The sequence below is a fragment of the Rhodococcus sp. 05-2255-1e genome (genome assembly GCF_002259025.1).
Classification (GTDB): Bacteria; Actinomycetota; Actinomycetes; order Mycobacteriales; family Mycobacteriaceae; genus Rhodococcoides; species Rhodococcoides fascians.
This window is the reverse complement of record NZ_NOZE01000036.1, coordinates 15,686-33,205: the sequence shown is the minus strand read 5'-3', so window position 1 is coordinate 33,205 and position 17,520 is coordinate 15,686. Positions and strand designations below refer to the sequence as shown.

Genomic DNA, 17,520 nt, shown 5'->3' with positions numbered 1-17,520 from the left:
GTCAGCGCATTGCCATATGTCGCGGCGTCTCGTCGAAAGTCATTTGCATGAGCCGATACTCGTGACTACACCCAACCGTCCGACGACCGTCCGGAGAAATTCGCCAGGCGTTCGAGTGAACCCGCTTCCGGCCTCGGTTCCACGACGGGTCCGAACGGCACTCCCGGAACCCGCGCATCCGCGGGAAGCATTGCATGGAATTCCACTGCTACCGGCTCGACGAGAGTGTCGTCCACTTCTGCGGGCTGGCCAGTCGCCACCGCGAGGTCCCAGCCGTGCAGTAGTAGCTCGCGCGTGTATCCCCACACAGCCGATCGCCCCGGTACCTCACCCCACGGGACCGCGACCGGGCCATCGAGCAATTCATCGTCGGCCCACGCGGCACGGGCTTGCGTCACCGACGTGTCGAAGGATGCGGCGTCATGATCGGAGCACAAGGGCGACACAGAGTCCGGACTCCCGAGTTCGGCGATCGCAATCAGCCTTCGGACCGTCGCAACGAGATGGCCTGCCAGCGTCCGGACATCGAACTCGTCACACGGAGTGGGAAGGTCCAGTTGGTCGGCGCGCACGCCTGTGAGCAGACCGCTCACCCATGCGGCGGACGTGAAGTACACCTCGCGCGGATCCGTCTGCTGCGTGGTCTCGATGGTGTTCATTGTCGATCCTTCCGTTTCGCGGCCACCGGGTGTGGCCTGCTGGGTAGAAGTAGATCGGGTGAACATGACATCTTCTGTCATGTTTTGGTGAGAGACTTTTCGGGTGCGCGCAGACCGGTTGTTGTCCATCGTCATGCTGCTCCAACATCGGGGCAGACTGAACGCTGCCGAGATCGCCGCCCAGCTCGAAGTGTCCACGCGCACCGTGTTGCGTGACATCGAAGCCTTGTCTTCGGCGGGCATTCCGGTCTACACCGATCGCGGTCGCGGTGGTGGCATCAGTCTGCTGCAGGGCTATCGCACCGAGCTGACCGGTCTGACGGCCGCCGAGGCGACGGCATTGCTCGCTTCCGGCGCGGGACGCGTCGCCACCCCGGCGTTCGCGAGCGCCATGCGCAAGGTGATCGCCGCGATACCCGACGCTCACCGAGCAGCGGCAAGCACTGCCTCACAACGAATCCTGGTCCGGCCCGACGGTTTCGCGTATCCCCACGAACCGGAGGAACATCTGGTGGAACTCCAACGGGTCGTCATAGACGGTGTGCGGATAAGAATCACGTATCGCGATCGCAGCGGTTCGATGAACGATCGAATCCTTGACCCAATCGGGCTCGTCTACGCCGGCGATCACTGGTACCTACTCGCCGGGCGTGACGGCACCGAACGTGTCTACCGGGTATCGCGGATCGACGAACTGACTGTGCTCGACGAGCAGGCTCACCGCGCTTCCACCGTGGACCTGGAGGCCGCCTTCACCGCACACTGGAAGTCGTTCCGTGCGAGTTTGACCCACATCGAAATCACCTGCCTCGCAGAAGAATCGGTATGGATCTCGTTGACGAAGAACGTCGTTCGCGTGATCAGCGACCAAGTACAGGACGACGGACGACGCCTCGCAGTCATCGAGTTTTCCGGCCACAATCACGCTGTGGGGGCGTTGTGGCACTGCGGACCTGCGGTAACAGTGCTCCAGCCGAACACAATTCGCGACGAATTGGCTCAACGGGCTACGGCAACGGCGCGGTTGTACAGCTGACGTCGCGGCTGGATCTTCTGGGAAGGCGCGCTCAGTGTCCACTATTACTAGGCCGGCGCGCTTTCCCGATTCTCGAGCCGAATTATGGACACTCAGCGCACCACCGACGACCAAGTCATTACCATTGCGAATAGTCTGGTGCCTTCATAGGGTGGACGCGACTCCGAACAGGCAGGACGGCGCTATGGCTTTCAATCCACCCCGAAGTTGGTTCGGCCCGAAACGGTACGGCTGGGGAATCAGCCCGCACACCTGGGAGGGCTGGCTACTCCTGTTCGTCTTCGTGATAGTCGTCGTCACGCTGGGGGCCACCGTATTCTCGTGACATGTCGCGTCCACACCTCGACGTAGCAGGGATATCCATCGACTGCCCCGAACCGGTAGCCCTCGCTCGCTTCTACCTTGCGCTTCTGGGCGGAGACCTGTTGTGGGAGAACCCGTCGAGCTCGGGGATTCGCACGCACTCGGGTCTGAACATCGTTGCGCAAAGAGTGGCGAACTACATCCCGCCTACATGGCCGTCGGCGTCCATCGTGCACTTCGATCTCGATGCGGGAGTGAGCCTCGACGAATCCGTCGCTCATGCACTCGAATGCGGGGCAACAGAAGCAGCGGAGCAACCGGACCCGCGGTGGCGAGTTCTCCTCGACCCCGCCGGCCACCCCTTCTGCATCACTACAGCGGTGCACGAAGGTTGAGGCGATTATGAGGTGGGCGAATCCTCTGCAGTGGAGCTGAGTCTCGACGACATTCGGGAGGTTGTGGCCTTCGCAGCTGCCTGTGCCCGTCGGGCCTTGCCGATTTGCGAGGCCTCGCACTCGAACAATCTCCGTCCTTGCGCGGCGATCGACGCCGCCCTTGCTGCCCTGCACGCCGCCGGTGCTGCCTTTCTCCATCCGCTGTACAACTCGAATCAGGTCAAACACATTCTCGGTTCTGCCGTCCATCTCGAGCTGACGGACTCCAAAGCTGTTGCGAAGCAGATCGAATGGACCCATACACAAGCCGATGCAACGTTCCGGTCGGTCCCTAGACTGTTTCCACAACCTGTCGCAGGGCGCACCACGTTCGGCAAACTATTTGCACAGCTCGATAGCGAATTGCGTCGTTGAACCGTTGCCCCGATCGGGGTGCGGTGACAGCATGAAGGAATGAAGGCCCGAGAACGCCCCTGGACCCGATACGCGCTTGTCATCTTGCTGGCCGCGCTCGCGTTCCTGACGATCCGCGACCTCGTGTCCGATCCTTCTGTCTGGAACTGGTCGAAGCTGGTGGTGCTGGCAGTAGCCGCCCCAGCGCTCTGGCACCAAGGCGGTCGGCACCGGCCGGTACCCAACAAGATCGGTCCCGAATCCGTACCCGCCGAGGATGTCGAAGCGGTAGTCGAAGAACGCGGCAGAACGGTCTACGCCATCAAAGCGCTGCGAGAGATGCATCCCGGCCTCGGTCTGCTCGACGCCAAGAATCTCGTTCAACCGGATCACTGACAGGGGAGAAGTCGATGACATCGGTCAGCGGTACACGTGCCGTCCAGGATCCCGCCGAATTCATCGAGGCCGCAACCCTGTTGATCGATTTCAATCGCGAGTACGACTACCCGGTGCCCGAGCCGGATTGGCTTGCATCACATCTCGACACTCTGGTGAAGTCCGGCGACACCAGCGTGCTGACGTTTGGGACTCCCGCCATCGGTGTAGCGGTTGTGCGTTTTCGGATCGGGAGTTTGAGCGCAGACATGGAGGCCTATCTCGCCGAGTTCTACATCCAGCCCGGGCTGCGCGGGAAAGGCTACGGCACAACCTTTCTCGACAATGTCATCGAGCACGCACGCGGTAGGGGTGCGACCTATATGGACCTCAATACCTCGGAAGACGACGAGGCAGCCCGCCACGTGTACGAGAAGCGCGGCTTCGACTGTCACGAAGGACGCGGCGAGGGACCAAAGGCTCTCTACTACGAACTCGAGCTCGAACCGGACGGGTAACGTGACCTTATGGTTAGCCGAGATAACAGCTCGACGTCGTTCGGGACCGCCGCCGAGGTGTATGAATCTGCTCGTCCCGAATACCCGTCGGACGCAGTCGCGTGGATGTTGGAGCCCACTCTCGCGTCCGATCGTCGTCCACGAGTCGCTGACGTCGGTGCCGGCACGGGCAAGCTCACGCGCAGCATCGTTGCCGCTGGTTGCGACGCCATTGCCGTCGACCCTGATAACGCCATGCTCGACGCCCTGCGGATCGCGGTACCGGGTGTCCCGACCAAGGTCGGTACTGCCGAGTCCCTCCCAATAGACGACGAGAGTCTCGATGGAGTGCTGCTTGGACAGGCCTGGCACTGGGTCGATCCAGTGGCCGCGTCACGCGAGATCGGACGGGTCCTGCGCCCTGGCGGTGTGCTGGGATTGATCTGGAACATTCGCGACGAGTCGCAGCCCTGGGTTCGACGCCTCAACTCCGTGGTCTCACGTGGTGGAGCGATGGCCATGTTCGACGACGGTCCGCCGCCGATAGCGGAGCCCTTCGATCATCTCGAAGAGCGACGATGGGCGTGGTCTCGCACGGTGAACCGATCGCTGTTGACCGACCTGGTTCGATCGCGCAGTTTCTACATCACCGCGACGGCCGACGAGCGCAACGGCATAGATCAGAATCTCGCCACCTTGTTCGACGAGCTAGGGCTGCATGGGGATACAACGATCGATCTGCCATACGTGACCAGAGCTTTCCGATCCACAAGGCCGAACCGATGACATCTGAAATCGATTCGTTCGCAGTCGAATCAGGCGATCCAATCGTGGGAATCGGCGCACTACTCGTCGACGACGGATCGATCCGCCTCACGCCCAATGCCCCCGACGAGCGGTCAGCGACCCTGAGCGCAGTGACCATCCCGGTGACGGGACGTAACTCCGTCATGCCATCGGGTGGGTGGGTGTCGCTGAGCGGCACGTTGCTCGACGGAGCCATCGAAGCCGACGTGATCGACGGCATCGACAGGCCCGAATATCCGGGGGAACCCGCACTGCGCATTCCTGGTCCGGCCGGGGGCGCCTGGACCAACCATGCCGTCCTGGAGGCTGTAGAGCAGAGCGAGTCGGATCTTCGTAACGCGTCGGGGGCGTATCGCGACAGCGACGGAACACTGGTGGTCACATTGGAGTATTTGTACCTCGATCGAAGGGCCTACCAGTGGCTCGCCCAACCTCACCCGGGCCCGATCAACGTATGGGTGGCCCTGCGCCCCGGGGACCCCGCAAGTCGCCATGATCACAGGAAACGAATATGATTCCCAATAAGTGGGTACCGGTTCGAATACGAGGAGCTACAACATGGCGTTTCCGATCATCGTCGCGAAGGCAGTATCGACGGTCGTGACGGGTGCAGTCGGCGTCGCCGCATACAACGGTGCCAAGAAGCTGTACGAGAAGGCCCCCGTCCGCAAGGCTGCGGTATCGGCCACCGAACTCGGTCTACGCGCAGCGCGCAAGGCCGAGGTTCACGCGGAATCGGCCCGACTGGCCGTGTCCGACGTCGTCGCCGAGGCCCGGGACCGAATCGGCGAAGAGGTTCAGCCGCCCACGGCCTCCGATGCGGGCCACGGCCACGCGCACTGACCGGGACTGCTTCCGATTATGACGACCCTCGCCCAACGCCCCCTCGACATCGACGCTACGCAGGCAGACGGCATCGAAATCCTCTCCGACGCCGCCGGCCGTATGCGCCTCCGCGTCGACTGGCTCCGCTCGAGCCCGGGCCGTGCTGTCGCGGTCGAGGACCATGTGGACAAGATCCGCGGAGTGCGCGCCGTTCATGCGTACCCGCGGACGGCGTCGGTCGTCATCTGGTACTCCCGCACACGAATCGACAGGGCCGAACTCTTCGACGCAGTGAACGCGGGGCGCTCGACGAATTGGGCCCTGGTACCGGTCCGTAGTCCGCGCTCAGCTGACGTCACCAGCGGCGACGTGCTGCGGATGACCATCGGCGGCGCGGCACTGGTCCTTCTCGGTCTTCGCCGCTACGCGTTCCGTCGGCCGCCCATCCTCGGCCCCACCAGTCGTCTCGTTGCCACCGGCGCAACGATCTTCACCGGCTACCCGTTTCTCAAGGGAGCCGTGCGCTCGCTGGCCGGCAACAGGACGGCAGGAACCGACGCACTCGTCAGCGCCGCAACCGTAGCCAGCCTCGTGCTGCGCGAGAACGTCGTCGCCCTCACCGTGCTGTGGCTCCTGAACATCGGCGAGTACCTGCAGGAATTGACCCTCAAGCGAACTCGACGCGCGATCTCCGATCTACTGACCGGCACACAGGACACGGCCTGGATCAGGCTGCCCGACGGCTCCGAGATCTCCGTCGACGTCGATCGACTCGAGATCGGCGACGAGGTCGTCGTGCACGACCACGTGGGCGTTCCCGTCGACGGCATCGTGGTCGACGGTGACGCGGTGGTGGATCAGTCCGCAATCACCGGCGAGACCTTACCGGTATCGATCGTCGCCGGAGACCGTATTCATGCGGGATCCGTCGTCGTCCGTGGCCGCCTCGTCGTGCGTGCCTCCGCCGTCGGCCGCGACACCACGATCGGCCGCATCATCTCTCGCGTCGAGGAGGCGCAGGAAGATCGTGCACCGATTCAGACTGTGGGGGAGAACTTTTCACGACGCTTCGTCCCCGCGTCCTTCATCCTGTCGGCACTGACCCTCGTCGTCACCCGCGATGTTCGACGTGCCATGACGATGCTGCTCGTGGCGTGTCCGTGTGCGGTGGGATTGTCCACGCCGACCGCCATCAGCGCAGCCATCGGAAACGGTGCTCGCAGAGGCATTCTCATCAAGGGCGGATCTCACCTCGAACAGGCCGGCAGGGTCGACGCCTTCGTGTTCGACAAGACCGGAACCCTGACGGTGGGACGCCCCGTGGTGACCAATGTCGTGTCTTTCCAAGACGATTGGGAACCGGAGCAGGTGCTGGCCTACGCGGCGAGCTCCGAGATCCACTCTCGACATCCTCTGGCAGAGGCTGTCATTCGGAGTACCGAGGAACGGCATATCGTCATCCCTCCGCACGAGGAGTGCGAGGTGATCGTCGGACTCGGCATGCGGACGGTCGCAGACGGACGGACGCTGCTCCTGGGCAGTCCATCCCTCCTGCGCAGCGAGAACGTCGCGGTATCCCAGGATGCGCAGCAATGGGTTTCGCGGCTGCAGGACGAGGCCGAGACTCCGCTGCTGCTCGCCGTCGACGGCGTACTCGTCGGCTTGATCAGTCTCCGCGACGAAGTCCGTACCAACGCATCCGCCGTTCTGAACGCGCTTCGAGCCGACGGTGTCGAACGCATCATCATGCTCACCGGCGACCACCCGAAGACAGCGGCGGCGGTCGCCGCGGAACTCGGTATCACCGAGTGGCGGGCCGAAGTGATGCCCGACGAAAAGCTCGAAGCCGTCCGAGAACTGCAGGACGCAGGTTACGTCGTGGCGATGGTCGGTGACGGCACCAACGATGCCCCCGCTTTGGCCGTCGCCGATATCGGAATCGCAATGGGATTGGCGGGCACCGATGTTGCCGTCGAGACCGCGGACGTGGCACTGGCGAGCGACGACTTGTCGCGTCTGCTCGACGTACGTGACCTCGGCCGGCATTCCGTATCGGTCATCCGTCAGAACTACGGAATGTCCATTGCCGTCAACGCTCTCGGCTTGGCGGTCAGCGCCGGTGGTGCGCTGTCACCTGTGCTGGCGGCAATCCTGCACAACGCCTCATCGGTCGCGGTGGTCGGCAACAGTTCGCGATTGATCCGATACCGACTCTGATCAGTAGCGCCCGAACGCCAGGGCAACGTTGTGCCCGCCGAAGCCGATCGACGTACTCAACGCGTAGTCGATCTGCTGGCGGCGTCGTGAACCGACGACATCGAGATCGATTGCAGGATCCTGATTGTCGAGGTTGAGAGTTGGCGGCACAACCGATTCGCGAATCGACAGTATCGAGAGAATCGCCTCCACTGCTCCGACTGCACCGATGGAATGACCCAGCGCAGACTTCGGTGCGTAGACGGATGCATGGCCAACGGTAGCGGCGATGGCCCTGGCCTCCGACAGGTCACCTATGGGCGTTGCCGTTGCATGTGCATTGACGTGGTCGATGTCTCGGGCAGTCAAACCAGCCGTGCCTATGGCCTTCTGCATGGCTTTACGGATCCCTCGACCTTCAGGATCCGGTGCGACTATGTGAAACCCGTCCGATGTTATTCCTGCACCGAGCAGTCGGCCGTGAATTCGTGCACCTCGCGCCGTGGCGTGTCTCTCGGACTCGATGATCAGCAGCGCACCCGCTTCACCGAACACGAATCCGTCACGGTCACGATCGAAGGGCCGCGAAGCCCGCGTCGGTTCGTCATTGCGAGTACTCATCGCCCGCATCATCGAGAAGCTAGCGATAGGCACTGCGTCGATATGCCCTTCGACGCCACCAGCGATCACGACATCCGCCTCACCCGAAGCGATCAGTCTCCATGCGTGAGCCAACGCCTCCGAACCCGACGAGCATGCCGACACCGGAGTGAACACCCCCGCCCGAGCGCCGACCTCGAGCCCGATATGCGCAGCCGGTCCGTTCGGCATCACCATCGGGACCGACATCGGCGACACCTTCCGGTATCCGCCCGCCCTCATCGCGTCGACGGCCCCGATCAACGCATCGCCGCCACCCAGTCCGGTCCCCACTGCGACGGCAAGACGATCCGAGTCCATGTCCTCCAGACCCGAGGCACGCCACAGTCGCCGTCCCAGCACAACCGCCAACTGCTCGACGAAGGACAGTCTCCGCTGCTCCACGCGGGTCAGATGGTCGGAGAGCGCCACCTGAAGGACACCTCCGATGCGAACTGGAAGGTCATACCTCGCAACGAAGTCACTCAGGAGCGGGCCTATCCCACTTTGCCCGTCCATGAGGCGATCCCATGTTGTGTCGGCGTCGTCGGCCAGAGCCGTCGTGGCTACGTACCCGGTGACGACGGCGTTGCGATGAAGTGTTTGTGTAGCGATCGGTTCACTCATGACGTCCATGGATACATGTAGCGACCGGTACAGTCAACCCATGGCCCGTCCACTCGATCACGACAAGCGCGTCGAGCTGCTCAGCCGCGTTGTCGACTACATAGGCACTCACGGTCTCGACGATCTGACCCTTCGCCCCCTGGCCGCCGAACTTGGCACCAGCTCGCGGATGCTGATCTACTACTTCGATTCTCGCGAGAACTTGATAGTGCAGGCCTTGACCAGTCAGCGGCCGGCGTTCGCAGAAATGTTCGGCGACGTCGACACTGCCGACCAGCTCGAGAGCCGACTGCTCGAATTGTGGAAGTCGATGTCCGACGGTCACGACGTGGTCAGCTCACGAATCCTCATGCAGGTCATCGGAATTGCCTCCATCAAGTCCGGAGTCCTCGCGGACTTCGCACGCGACAGTGTTCGGGCACTGACCGACGCTTTGGCCAGTGCGATGGCGCGCTGCGGGATGGACTCGACCACGGCCTCGTTACAGGCGACAACCATGGGGGCCGGATTCCGAGGGCTACTGCTCGACCGCTTCACCACGGGGGATTCCGAACGCACCGACGCGGCCGCCGCCATGCTCTTTCGCGCTGCAGCGCGACCGTGTTTACCAGTGGTGTGATCCGCGCCGATTTCGGCTTGCGTTGGAGTGCACTCCAAGACGTAGCGTCTGGTCCATGACCGCAGCACCGCATTCACCGGCCGCGACCGACGCCGAGGACGTGAGTATCGGAATTGCCGAGATGGCCGAGTCCTCGGGGCTGACGCAGGGCACGCTGCGTTGGTACGAGCGGGAGGGCCTGATACCCGAGATCCCTCGCACGGCGATGGGTCGGCGCGCGTTCAGCCCGCGACTCGTCGCACTCGTGAAACTTCTGGTTCGTCTGCGGACGACCGGGATGCCCACAGCCGATATGCGCCGATTCGTGATTCTGGTGAATCTGGGTGCGTCGACGCATCAGGAACGGATCGACATTCTGACCGCGCACCGGGTACGTGTCGAACAGAAGCAACGTCGTCTCGCCGAAGCACGGTCGGCGCTGGAGTCGAAAATTTCGCACTACGAGGACCTGATCGCCCAGGGTCTCGACTGTGACGGTCTTGCGGTCGTCACCCCATCATCCAACGAGCACAGGAGCATTGATGTCGATTCCCACTCGTAACGTCCCGGCACTCGGACGCAATGTCGGTGCCATCGGCCTCGGTTGCATGGGTATCAGCTGGGCCTATGCCGGTGCCGACGCCTCCTCGGACACTGCCGGTGCACCAATCCTTGCGCACGCACTTGAGTCGGGGATCGACTTCTTCGACACCAGCGACGCCTACGCCGCCGGACACAACGAGAGGGTCGTCGGCCGCGCTCTGGCCGGGACGAATGCCGTGATCGCCACGAAAGCCGGGCTGATCGGCAACGTCGACGGCGGAGCGCCTGTTCTGACCCGAAACGGTACGCCGAAGCACCTCGCGCAGGCCTGCGACTCGAGCCTGCGGAACCTCGGTGTAGACACCGTCGATCTGTACTACCTCCATCGCGTCGACGACAAGGTGCCGATCGAGGACTCCTGGGGAGCGCTGTCCGAATTGGTTGCGGCGGGCAAGGTGCGCGCCCTGGGACTCAGCGAGGTCACCGTCGAGCAGGCACGGGTGGCCCACAGTATTCATCCGGTCTCCGCGGTGCAGTCCGAACTATCCCTGTGGACTCGAAACGCACTGGGACAGGGCACAACACCCGACGGTGAACCTATGGGAAACATGGTGGAGTGGACGAGTGAGAACGACGCGGTGTTCGTGCCGTTCTCGCCGTTGGGTCGAGGATTTCTCACCGGTTCACTCGATACCTCCACACTTCCGGCGACCGACATGCGGTTGGCACTTCCCAGATTCTCCGGAGCTGCCGCCGAACAGAACCGATCGATCGTCCAGGTGGTGTCCGCAGTTGCATCGAGGCACGACTCCACCGCTGCCGCTGTGGCATTGGCGTGGGTACTCGCCCAGGGTCCCCACGTGATTCCCATTCCCGGCACCACCAACATCGAGCATTTCGACGCCAACCTGGCGGCACTGGAGCTTAAGCTCACCGCCGAGGATCTCACCGCGCTCGACGATGCACCCGCTGCAGTCGGAACCAGATACTGACATGCCGCGAACGGCACTGGTGGAGATCGACTTTCAGCCCTGGATCATCGAGCTCGGACACGATCCCGACGCAGTGGCTCGCGCCGAATCGGTCCGTGCAGCCCAGCGCGCTACGGGCGCACTGGTGGTGTGCAGCCGCTATCTGAGCCAGGACGCTGCCGATCCTCTGCGTTCCGACCCGGAGAGCGTCGGAGCCCGCTTCCACCCGAGGATGACGCCTCGGCCGGGAGACCTCATCGCAACGAAGTTCGACCGCGACATTTGGTCCAACCCCGATCTGGATGCCCAGCTGAGACTTGTCGGGGTGGAGCACGTGGTGATCACCGGGTACCTCACGGATTTCGGGGTCCGGATTGCCGCGGAACGTGCGTGCGCACTGGGATACCGCGTCACGGTTCACTCCGATGCTTGCGCGGGATCGACCGAAGACGAGCATCAGCGAGCCCTCGAATCCATAGCGGCAGCCGGTGCCACTCTCGAGTAGTCCATGCTCGGGTGTCACCCGCGCTACATATACGCACCTCGACAGGAACGCCGGTGTGCCGAGAGACTATCGCGGTGGTCTGGTGACGCTGGGCCCCTACTACGTTGGGATCCACGTGGCCGCAGCTGATCGACAGCCGCGGACCTGTTTATCGGAGTCCGCTATTTTGCGTCGCGGAAGTACGGTTCGACTGTGCCCTTGAGCTTGACGAGCATGGGGTTTCCGTAGCGATCCTTCGCGGTCGGGACCTCGACACGCACCCAACCCTCGGACACGTTGTATTCGCGAATGCTCGTCTTCTCGACACCGTTGAAGCGAATGCCCACGTCGCGGCGAAGAACCTCTTCGTTGTAGAAGCGGCTGCTCGGATCGATCGAGAGATGATTCGGTGGAACGTTTGCGTTCTGGTCCTCGGGCATGATTACTTTCGTCGATGTGCTGCGTTGGGTGCTGGGGTCTGAACCCCATGAAGAATACGCGACCTAGCGTTGGACCAGCGCCGCTGTCCCTAGCCCCGTGCCATGTCCACGAATCGGGACAGGTGAAGCTGGTGTGCCACAGTGATTGTCGCCGTCGGACCGTTACGGTGCTTGCCGAGGATCAGGTCGGCCTCGCCGCCGCGGGGATCGTCGCGCTCGATGGCGTCGGGGCGGTGCAACAGAATCACCATATCGGCGTCCTGCTCGAGTGAGCCGGACTCACGGAGGTCCGAGACCATCGGCTTCTTGTCGGTTCGTTGCTCAGGACCACGGTTGAGCTGGCAGACCGCGACCACCGGGCATTCGAGTTCCTTGGCCAACAGCTTGAGCTGACGGGAGAAGTCCGAGACCTCCTGCTGACGGGATTCGACCTTCTTGCCGGACGACATCAGCTGAAGGTAGTCCACCACAATGAGTTTGAGGCCGTTGCGCTGCTTGAGGCGTCGCGCCTTGGCACGAATCTCCATCATCGTCAGGTTGGGCGAATCGTCGACGAAAAGCGGTGCTTCGCTGATCTCGCTCATGCGACGAGCCAGCTTGGTCCAGTCGTCGTCGGTCATCTTTCCGGAACGCATGTCACCGAGCTTGATCTTCGCCTCTGCGGACAGCAGACGCATGACGATCTCGGTGCGACTCATCTCCAGAGAGAAGATGACACTGGGCATACCGTGCTTGATGGAGCACGAACGCATGAAATCCATCGACAGCGTGGAGTTGTGGGTCGGGATCATCGATTCGCTGGCGAGATACAGATGATCCGCGTTGTCGACCTCCACGCAACGAACAGGAACGGAATCGACTCGACGAACGTCGACGATGAACCGCGAATCCGACCGCACAGTCGATCCAGCGGCACGACGCTCCTTGTGCAGGATCTGCTTCCGGTGCAGACCGAAGACGACATCGTCCGTCGCGAACGTCAGAGTAAAAGCCGTTGACGATGATTCGCTTCTGCCGCGTACTCGCTTCGTCGACATCTGCACGCGATAGCCGAGACTGACGATCAGCTCGCGCACACCCCGAACAAGTCGCTCACTGGTCACCGAGAACTGAACCGAGCCGCCCGCGGTCACCGTGCCGTCGGTATCGAGGAGTCCCGCCAACAACGCGCGTCGTTGGCTCTCGGACCCGCGGAGGTAGTCGGTAGGTACGTGCTTGTTGCCCAGCACACCGATCGTCCGTAAACGCGCCTGCACGGTCCCGACCGAGTTGCGGCATGCCTGGCAGCGGCGCAGACTAGTCGTTACCGCGCCGCAGTCGACGCACGCCGGGGCAGCGACCGGAGCGGACATGAAACGTGCCTTGCCACCGCAGGATTGACCGCAAGTCCGGACATTGAGCGGAAACGGAACGAACTGCTTGCCGCAGACGACACAAGCCTTCGATTCGACCGCCTCTGAGGGCAATTTGATCGAATATCGAAGAGCAGCCTTCTCCGACGCCACCACGTGCAGGCCTTCGCCCTCTATCCGGGCAATGATCTCCGGGTCCGCGCTCGTGATTTTCGCGGACGCAGATGTCCCGTCTCCCAGCCACGCGCCGAGGGTGTACGGCGGCACCAGAAGCTCACGCTCGGGCAGCTGAACGGCCTCGGTATTGGTGACCGAGTGATTGATGCGAGCGTCCTTCGTCTCGCAGCGCACCGTGTTCGCGATTTCTTCGGTGGTACGCACAGCAGCGAAGGTCTTCTGATTGCGAGTCCGGTTGTAGTTGACCGCCGCCGCCTGCGCCGACTTGCGCGACGCCCTGGTCTCCGTCAACCACTGATGCTCTGCATCCGCAACGATCACTGTGCCGTCGGAGAATTCGACTTCGTAGCACGGTCGATCGAGCATGACGTCCGTTGCAGCCACGACGCGAGTCGGAAGCCCGTGGGCGTCGATGAGGTGGTCTCCCACAGCCACCTCGCCCATCGTGGTCCAGCCATCCGGCGTGGGAAGCGGCGTGTCGAGTGACAGCGCCTTACCCACGCCGGGCCTCGCCGCGACGATGATCATCTGACCAGGGTGAAGACCGTTGGTGATCTCGTCGAGTTCGGCGAATCCCGTCGGCACGCCGAGGGAGATGCCGCCGCGGCTGGCGATGGAGTCGATTTCGTCCATCGTGGGCTGCAGCAGCTCTTCGAGGGGTAGGAAGTCCTCGGAGGTGCGGCGCTCGGTGACCTCGTACACCTCTGCCTGTGCGCGGTCGACGACCTCGGCGACGTCCTGACCGTCGGCTCCGGCGTAACCGAACTGCACGATGCGGGTACCGGCTTGCACGAGCCGCCGGAGAATGGACTTCTCCGCCACGATCTCGGCGTAGTACCCGGCGTTCGCAGCGGTGGGCGTCGTCTGAGTCAGCGTGATCAGGTACGGCGGGCCGCCGATGCGCTTGAGCTCGCCGCGGCGATCCAACTCGGCCGAGACGGTCACCGGGTCGGCAGGCTCACCGCGGCTGTAGAGGTCGAGAATGGCGTCGTAGACGTTCTGGTGTGCCGGCCGGTAGAAGTCGCCCGGACGGAGCACCTCGAGCACGTCGGCGATGGCATCCTTGCTCAGCAGCATGCCACCCAACACGGACTGTTCGGCGGCCATGTCCTGTGGCGGCTGTCGCCCGAAGTCTTCGCCCGGACCTTCGCTGGAGGAGGAGCCGGAGTAGTCGGACTGTCCTCGATCGTCCACAACTGCCACGCGAACCGGCCGTCCTCTCCCCATAGTCCGAGCACGGCCGGGTAACACCCGGACGTGCGGTCAAGCAAGTTCTACCCCCGGGCACCGACAGGTCCTGTTCGGTACCGGATCCGCGCTGCCCCGGCACCGTTCGACGGCATCGAGAGAGACGCTGGAGGGACGTTAAGCGGTATCGCCGGGAGTCACAACACAGGCTGTGGATGGATCTGTGGATGAAATGTGGACGATGTCGAACAACGGTGTTGACCGTCTGGGGATAACCTGGGTATAACTTTTGGACTTTGCACCATTCCCGCACGTCAAGGCGTGTACATAAAGTTTTTTGCCTGTGCATCGTTCTGGGGGCGGCGTGTCGGCCGAATTGACAACTCGGGCGTGTTGAGTAAATGCCGAGTGAACTCCATGGTGAAGTACGTCACACCGGCTGGAAATTGGCACCGAAAAAGTCTTAAAGCTGGTTTTCGAGCCGAAGGGCCCGATCCCCGTCGGAAATCGGGCCCTCGTACTTCGCTCGAACAGACCGTCAGAGATCGGCCTTCTGCGGGCACAGCGCCGGGTCGAGAACCGTGATCTCCTTCGTACCGATCTGCAGAACCCGGGCCGACGGGATGTCGAAGAAGAGACCGGTGATCCGCAGACGACCCTCCGCGTTCGCGCGTCCCACCACCCGGTGACGGGTCAACGTCTGCAGCTGCACCGCGACATTGACCATCGCGAGCTGGTCGGCCTCGCCGAAGCCCAACTCCGCCGCTTGACGGCCCACCGCGTGCCCACTGCGGAACGCGTCCAGGCTGGCCCTTCCGTGCCCGAGCCACTCGGCCACCGACGGGTCGGCGGCGTTCTCCGCCCCGCCGAGAATCGCCTTCATGGCACCGCAACCGGAATGGCCACACACGACGACCGACGACGTACCCACTTCGTCGACGCCGAAGGCAAGGGCTGCCTCCACCGAGCAATCCTGACCTTGGGTGGGAATCATGTTGCCGACGTTGCGCACGGTGAACAGGTCACCGGGGCCGCTGCTGGTGATCGTGTTCGGCATGACGCGTGAGTCGACGCAGCAGAGGAACAGCGTGTCCGGGTCCTGAGACTCGGTCAGACCTTCCAGGTGCGGACGAATGTTGGGGGCATGAGTGCGGTGGTACTCGGCCACTCCGCTCAACACCGGACGCAGAGCGGCAGGCGAATCTTCCTGCGTGTCGTCGCTCTTGAGCTGCCACGCCCGCCACGGTGCCAACGAACTGCGCACCGTGGAAGATCCGCGCCGCGGTGGTCCTTCGGTGGCCGCAGCCATCGACGCCGTGCCCACCTCCTCGACGCGCACAGAACCACCGGTCGCCTCGTGTTGGCGGACCCACTCGTTCAACGCGTCGTGCACAGCATGGTCGAGGAAATCGACTCCGAGATGGACGGTGACAGACGTGCCTGCGGGCACCGTGGCCAACACACGAGTCAGTCGCGGCAGCGCGAGGAAGCTCAGCGAGCCCTCCATAGTCACCCGCCAGGTTCCGTCGACCGTTTCCTCGGCCCGAATCTTCGCCAGCACCACGCGTCGCAGAACCAGGATGATGGAGAGCGCCAGGCCGATCAGCACTCCCTCGAGCAGGTTGAGCGCCACGACACCCAGCACCGTGACTGCGTAGACAGCGATGTCACCGGTCTTGTTGGCGATCTTGATGTCGGCCAGTTTGATGAGCTGCACACCGATCATCACGAGCAACCCGGCGAGCGCCGCGAACGGCACGAGCTCGACGATCGAAATGAACAGCACCGAGAAGATCAGGATCCACACGCCGTGCAGAATCGCCGACGCACGAGACTTGGCACCGACCTTGACGTTGGTCGCGCTACGCACGATGACGCCGGTGATCGGCAGGCCACCGATGGCACCGGAGGCCATGTTGCCCGCACCCTGCGCCATCAATTCGCGGTCGAAGTTGGTGCGCTCACCGCTGTGCATCTTGTCGACGGCCACAGCGGACAGCAGGCTCTCGACGCTGGCGATCAGCGCGATGGTGATGACACCGGTGGCGAATGCACCCCACTGACCGTCGGGCATGATCGGGAAGCTCAGAGACTCGATGAGGTTGCCCGGCAACTCGATTCGCTCGACGTCGAGCGAGAAGAAGATCGAGACCGCGGTTGCGGTGACCACTGCAACCAATGCCGCAGGCACTTTGGAGACCTTGGCCATCACACTGGACACGCCGGCCAGTCGCGGCCACGAGAACATCAGCACGACGACGATGCCGCCGACGACGATGGACGGCCATTGGCCGTCGGCCACGGAACGCGGAATGGCGAGCAGGTTCTGCACCGCGGAGCTTTCGGACTCTCCACCGAGCAGCACGTGAATCTGTTGCAGCGCAATGGTTATACCGATGCCGGCGAGCATCGCGTGAACGACCACCGGCGAAATGGCAAGTGCACTACGAGCAATGCGGCTCATGCCCAGCAGAACCTGGACGAGGCCGGCCAACACCGTGATGGCACATGTTGTGGCCCAACCGAATTGGTTGACCAACTCGGCGACCACCACAGTCAGACCCGCAGCCGGACCACTGACCTGCAACGGCGATCCACCGAGAATACCGGCGAGAATACCGCCGACCACAGCGGCGATGAGGCCGGCCATGATGGGAGCGCCGGAGGCGACAGCGATACCGATCGAAAGTGGCACTGCCACAAGGAAAACGACCAGCGAGGCCGGTAGGTCGTACTTGATTATCGACCCGACCCGAGACGGCGGCTCGGATCGGGTCTTCGGACTGGGTTCTGAATCGTGCTCTGCTGTCGTTGTCACGGCAGTTCCTCCGGGCGTCTAGGCGTCAGGTCGGTCGATCGTGTTCCGGCTTGAAATGTCGCCCCCAAGTAAAGGGTACGCAAACCTCGGCCGAAGGTGGCACCGAGAGAGATCCTTCACAATTTGGAAACCGTTGTGACAGTTGAATTTTGTGAGATGGCACGAAAAAACCCCACGAACCGAAGTTCGTGGGGTTT

Annotated in this window: 19 protein-coding genes; 14 read left to right on the top strand and 5 right to left on the bottom strand. The window is 62.9% G+C overall.

Annotated features, from left to right (window positions below; translation table 11 throughout):
• Window positions 1-65 precede the first annotated feature (65 nt).
• Window positions 66-659, bottom strand: a complete 594-nt coding sequence (locus CH262_RS22560; RefSeq protein ID WP_032385201.1) for a TIGR03086 family metal-binding protein — start codon at window positions 657-659, stop codon at window positions 66-68.
• Window positions 660-762: 103 nt separating this feature from the next.
• On the opposite strand from CH262_RS22560, the gene CH262_RS22555 reads away from it, so the two are divergent.
• From CH262_RS22555 to CH262_RS22515, 10 genes are all read left to right on the top strand, one after another.
• Window positions 763-1,695 (top strand): helix-turn-helix transcriptional regulator, encoded by a 933-nt coding sequence (locus CH262_RS22555; RefSeq protein WP_032373448.1) that lies wholly within the window; start codon window positions 763-765, stop codon window positions 1,693-1,695.
• A 184-nt stretch (window positions 1,696-1,879) separates the two neighbouring features.
• Entirely contained in the window at window positions 1,880-2,020 is a 141-nt protein-coding gene (locus tag CH262_RS27825; RefSeq protein ID WP_176457832.1) for a hypothetical protein, read from the top strand.
• A 1-nt stretch (window position 2,021) separates the two neighbouring features.
• The gene (locus CH262_RS22550) at window positions 2,022-2,393 is read left to right on the top strand and encodes a VOC family protein (RefSeq protein WP_032385202.1); all 372 of its coding nucleotides are present in this window, start codon (window positions 2,022-2,024) and stop codon (window positions 2,391-2,393) included.
• 12 nt (window positions 2,394-2,405) lie between these two features.
• Window positions 2,406-2,807 carry a hypothetical protein gene (locus tag CH262_RS22545; protein ID WP_032385203.1) on the top strand — a complete coding sequence of 134 codons (402 nt, stop codon included), beginning with the start codon at window positions 2,406-2,408 and terminating at the stop codon, window positions 2,805-2,807.
• Window positions 2,808-2,846: 39 nt separating this feature from the next.
• Window positions 2,847-3,182, top strand: coding sequence for a hypothetical protein (locus tag CH262_RS22540; RefSeq protein WP_032385204.1), 336 nt, complete (start codon window positions 2,847-2,849; stop codon window positions 3,180-3,182).
• Between the two features lie 14 nt (window positions 3,183-3,196).
• On the top strand, window positions 3,197-3,679 hold the full coding sequence (locus CH262_RS22535; RefSeq protein ID WP_032373444.1) for a GNAT family N-acetyltransferase: 483 nt from the start codon (window positions 3,197-3,199) through the stop codon (window positions 3,677-3,679).
• 9 nt (window positions 3,680-3,688) lie between these two features.
• Window positions 3,689-4,444, top strand: a complete 756-nt coding sequence (locus tag CH262_RS22530; RefSeq protein ID WP_027495088.1) for a class I SAM-dependent methyltransferase — start codon at window positions 3,689-3,691, stop codon at window positions 4,442-4,444.
• Window positions 4,441-4,980 carry a hypothetical protein gene (locus CH262_RS22525; RefSeq protein WP_032385205.1) on the top strand — a complete coding sequence of 180 codons (540 nt, stop codon included), beginning with the start codon at window positions 4,441-4,443 and terminating at the stop codon, window positions 4,978-4,980. The genes CH262_RS22530 and CH262_RS22525 overlap by 4 nt, the downstream gene beginning before the upstream one ends.
• Before the next feature lie 43 nt (window positions 4,981-5,023).
• Window positions 5,024-5,308, top strand: coding sequence for a DUF1490 family protein (locus CH262_RS22520; protein ID WP_027495086.1), 285 nt, complete (start codon window positions 5,024-5,026; stop codon window positions 5,306-5,308).
• Window positions 5,309-5,326: 18 nt separating this feature from the next.
• On the top strand, window positions 5,327-7,507 hold the full coding sequence (locus CH262_RS22515) for a heavy metal translocating P-type ATPase (RefSeq protein WP_052056580.1): 2,181 nt from the start codon (window positions 5,327-5,329) through the stop codon (window positions 7,505-7,507).
• Here the strand turns inward: CH262_RS22515 and CH262_RS22510 are convergent, their stop codons facing one another.
• Window positions 7,508-8,752 carry a KasA/KasB family beta-ketoacyl-ACP synthase gene (locus CH262_RS22510; protein WP_032385397.1) on the bottom strand — a complete coding sequence of 415 codons (1,245 nt, stop codon included), beginning with the start codon at window positions 8,750-8,752 and terminating at the stop codon, window positions 7,508-7,510.
• 40 nt (window positions 8,753-8,792) lie between these two features.
• Here CH262_RS22510 and CH262_RS22505 point away from each other — a divergent pair, with 40 nt between their 5' ends.
• Genes CH262_RS22505 through CH262_RS22490 form a run of 4 tightly spaced genes read left to right on the top strand, consistent with a single transcriptional unit; the run spans window position 8,793 to window position 11,369 of the window.
• Window positions 8,793-9,371 carry a TetR family transcriptional regulator gene (locus tag CH262_RS22505; RefSeq protein ID WP_032385206.1) on the top strand — a complete coding sequence of 193 codons (579 nt, stop codon included), beginning with the start codon at window positions 8,793-8,795 and terminating at the stop codon, window positions 9,369-9,371.
• Window positions 9,372-9,426: 55 nt separating this feature from the next.
• Window positions 9,427-9,912 (top strand): MerR family transcriptional regulator, encoded by a 486-nt coding sequence (locus CH262_RS22500; protein WP_052056589.1) that lies wholly within the window; start codon window positions 9,427-9,429, stop codon window positions 9,910-9,912.
• Window positions 9,893-10,885, top strand: a complete 993-nt coding sequence (locus CH262_RS22495; RefSeq protein WP_032385207.1) for an aldo/keto reductase — start codon at window positions 9,893-9,895, stop codon at window positions 10,883-10,885. Before CH262_RS22500 ends, CH262_RS22495 begins: the two co-directional genes overlap by 20 nt.
• A gap of 1 nt (window position 10,886) precedes the next feature.
• A complete protein-coding gene (locus tag CH262_RS22490; RefSeq protein ID WP_032385208.1) occupies window positions 10,887-11,369 on the top strand; it encodes a cysteine hydrolase family protein in 483 nt (160 codons plus the stop codon).
• Between the two features lie 161 nt (window positions 11,370-11,530).
• On the opposite strand, the gene CH262_RS22485 is transcribed toward CH262_RS22490, so the two are convergent.
• The 3 genes from CH262_RS22485 to CH262_RS22475 all read right to left on the bottom strand — a co-directional run bounded on the left by CH262_RS22485 (window position 11,531) and on the right by CH262_RS22475 (window position 17,323).
• On the bottom strand, window positions 11,531-11,788 hold the full coding sequence (locus tag CH262_RS22485; RefSeq protein WP_032385209.1) for a DUF3297 family protein: 258 nt from the start codon (window positions 11,786-11,788) through the stop codon (window positions 11,531-11,533).
• Window positions 11,789-11,877: 89 nt separating this feature from the next.
• Entirely contained in the window at window positions 11,878-14,424 is a 2,547-nt protein-coding gene (dnaB, locus tag CH262_RS22480; protein ID WP_371828737.1) for a replicative DNA helicase, read from the bottom strand.
• 619 nt (window positions 14,425-15,043) lie between these two features.
• On the bottom strand, window positions 15,044-17,323 hold the full coding sequence (locus CH262_RS22475) for a SulP family inorganic anion transporter (protein WP_032385211.1): 2,280 nt from the start codon (window positions 17,321-17,323) through the stop codon (window positions 15,044-15,046).
• Between the last annotated feature and the right edge of the window lie 197 nt (window positions 17,324-17,520).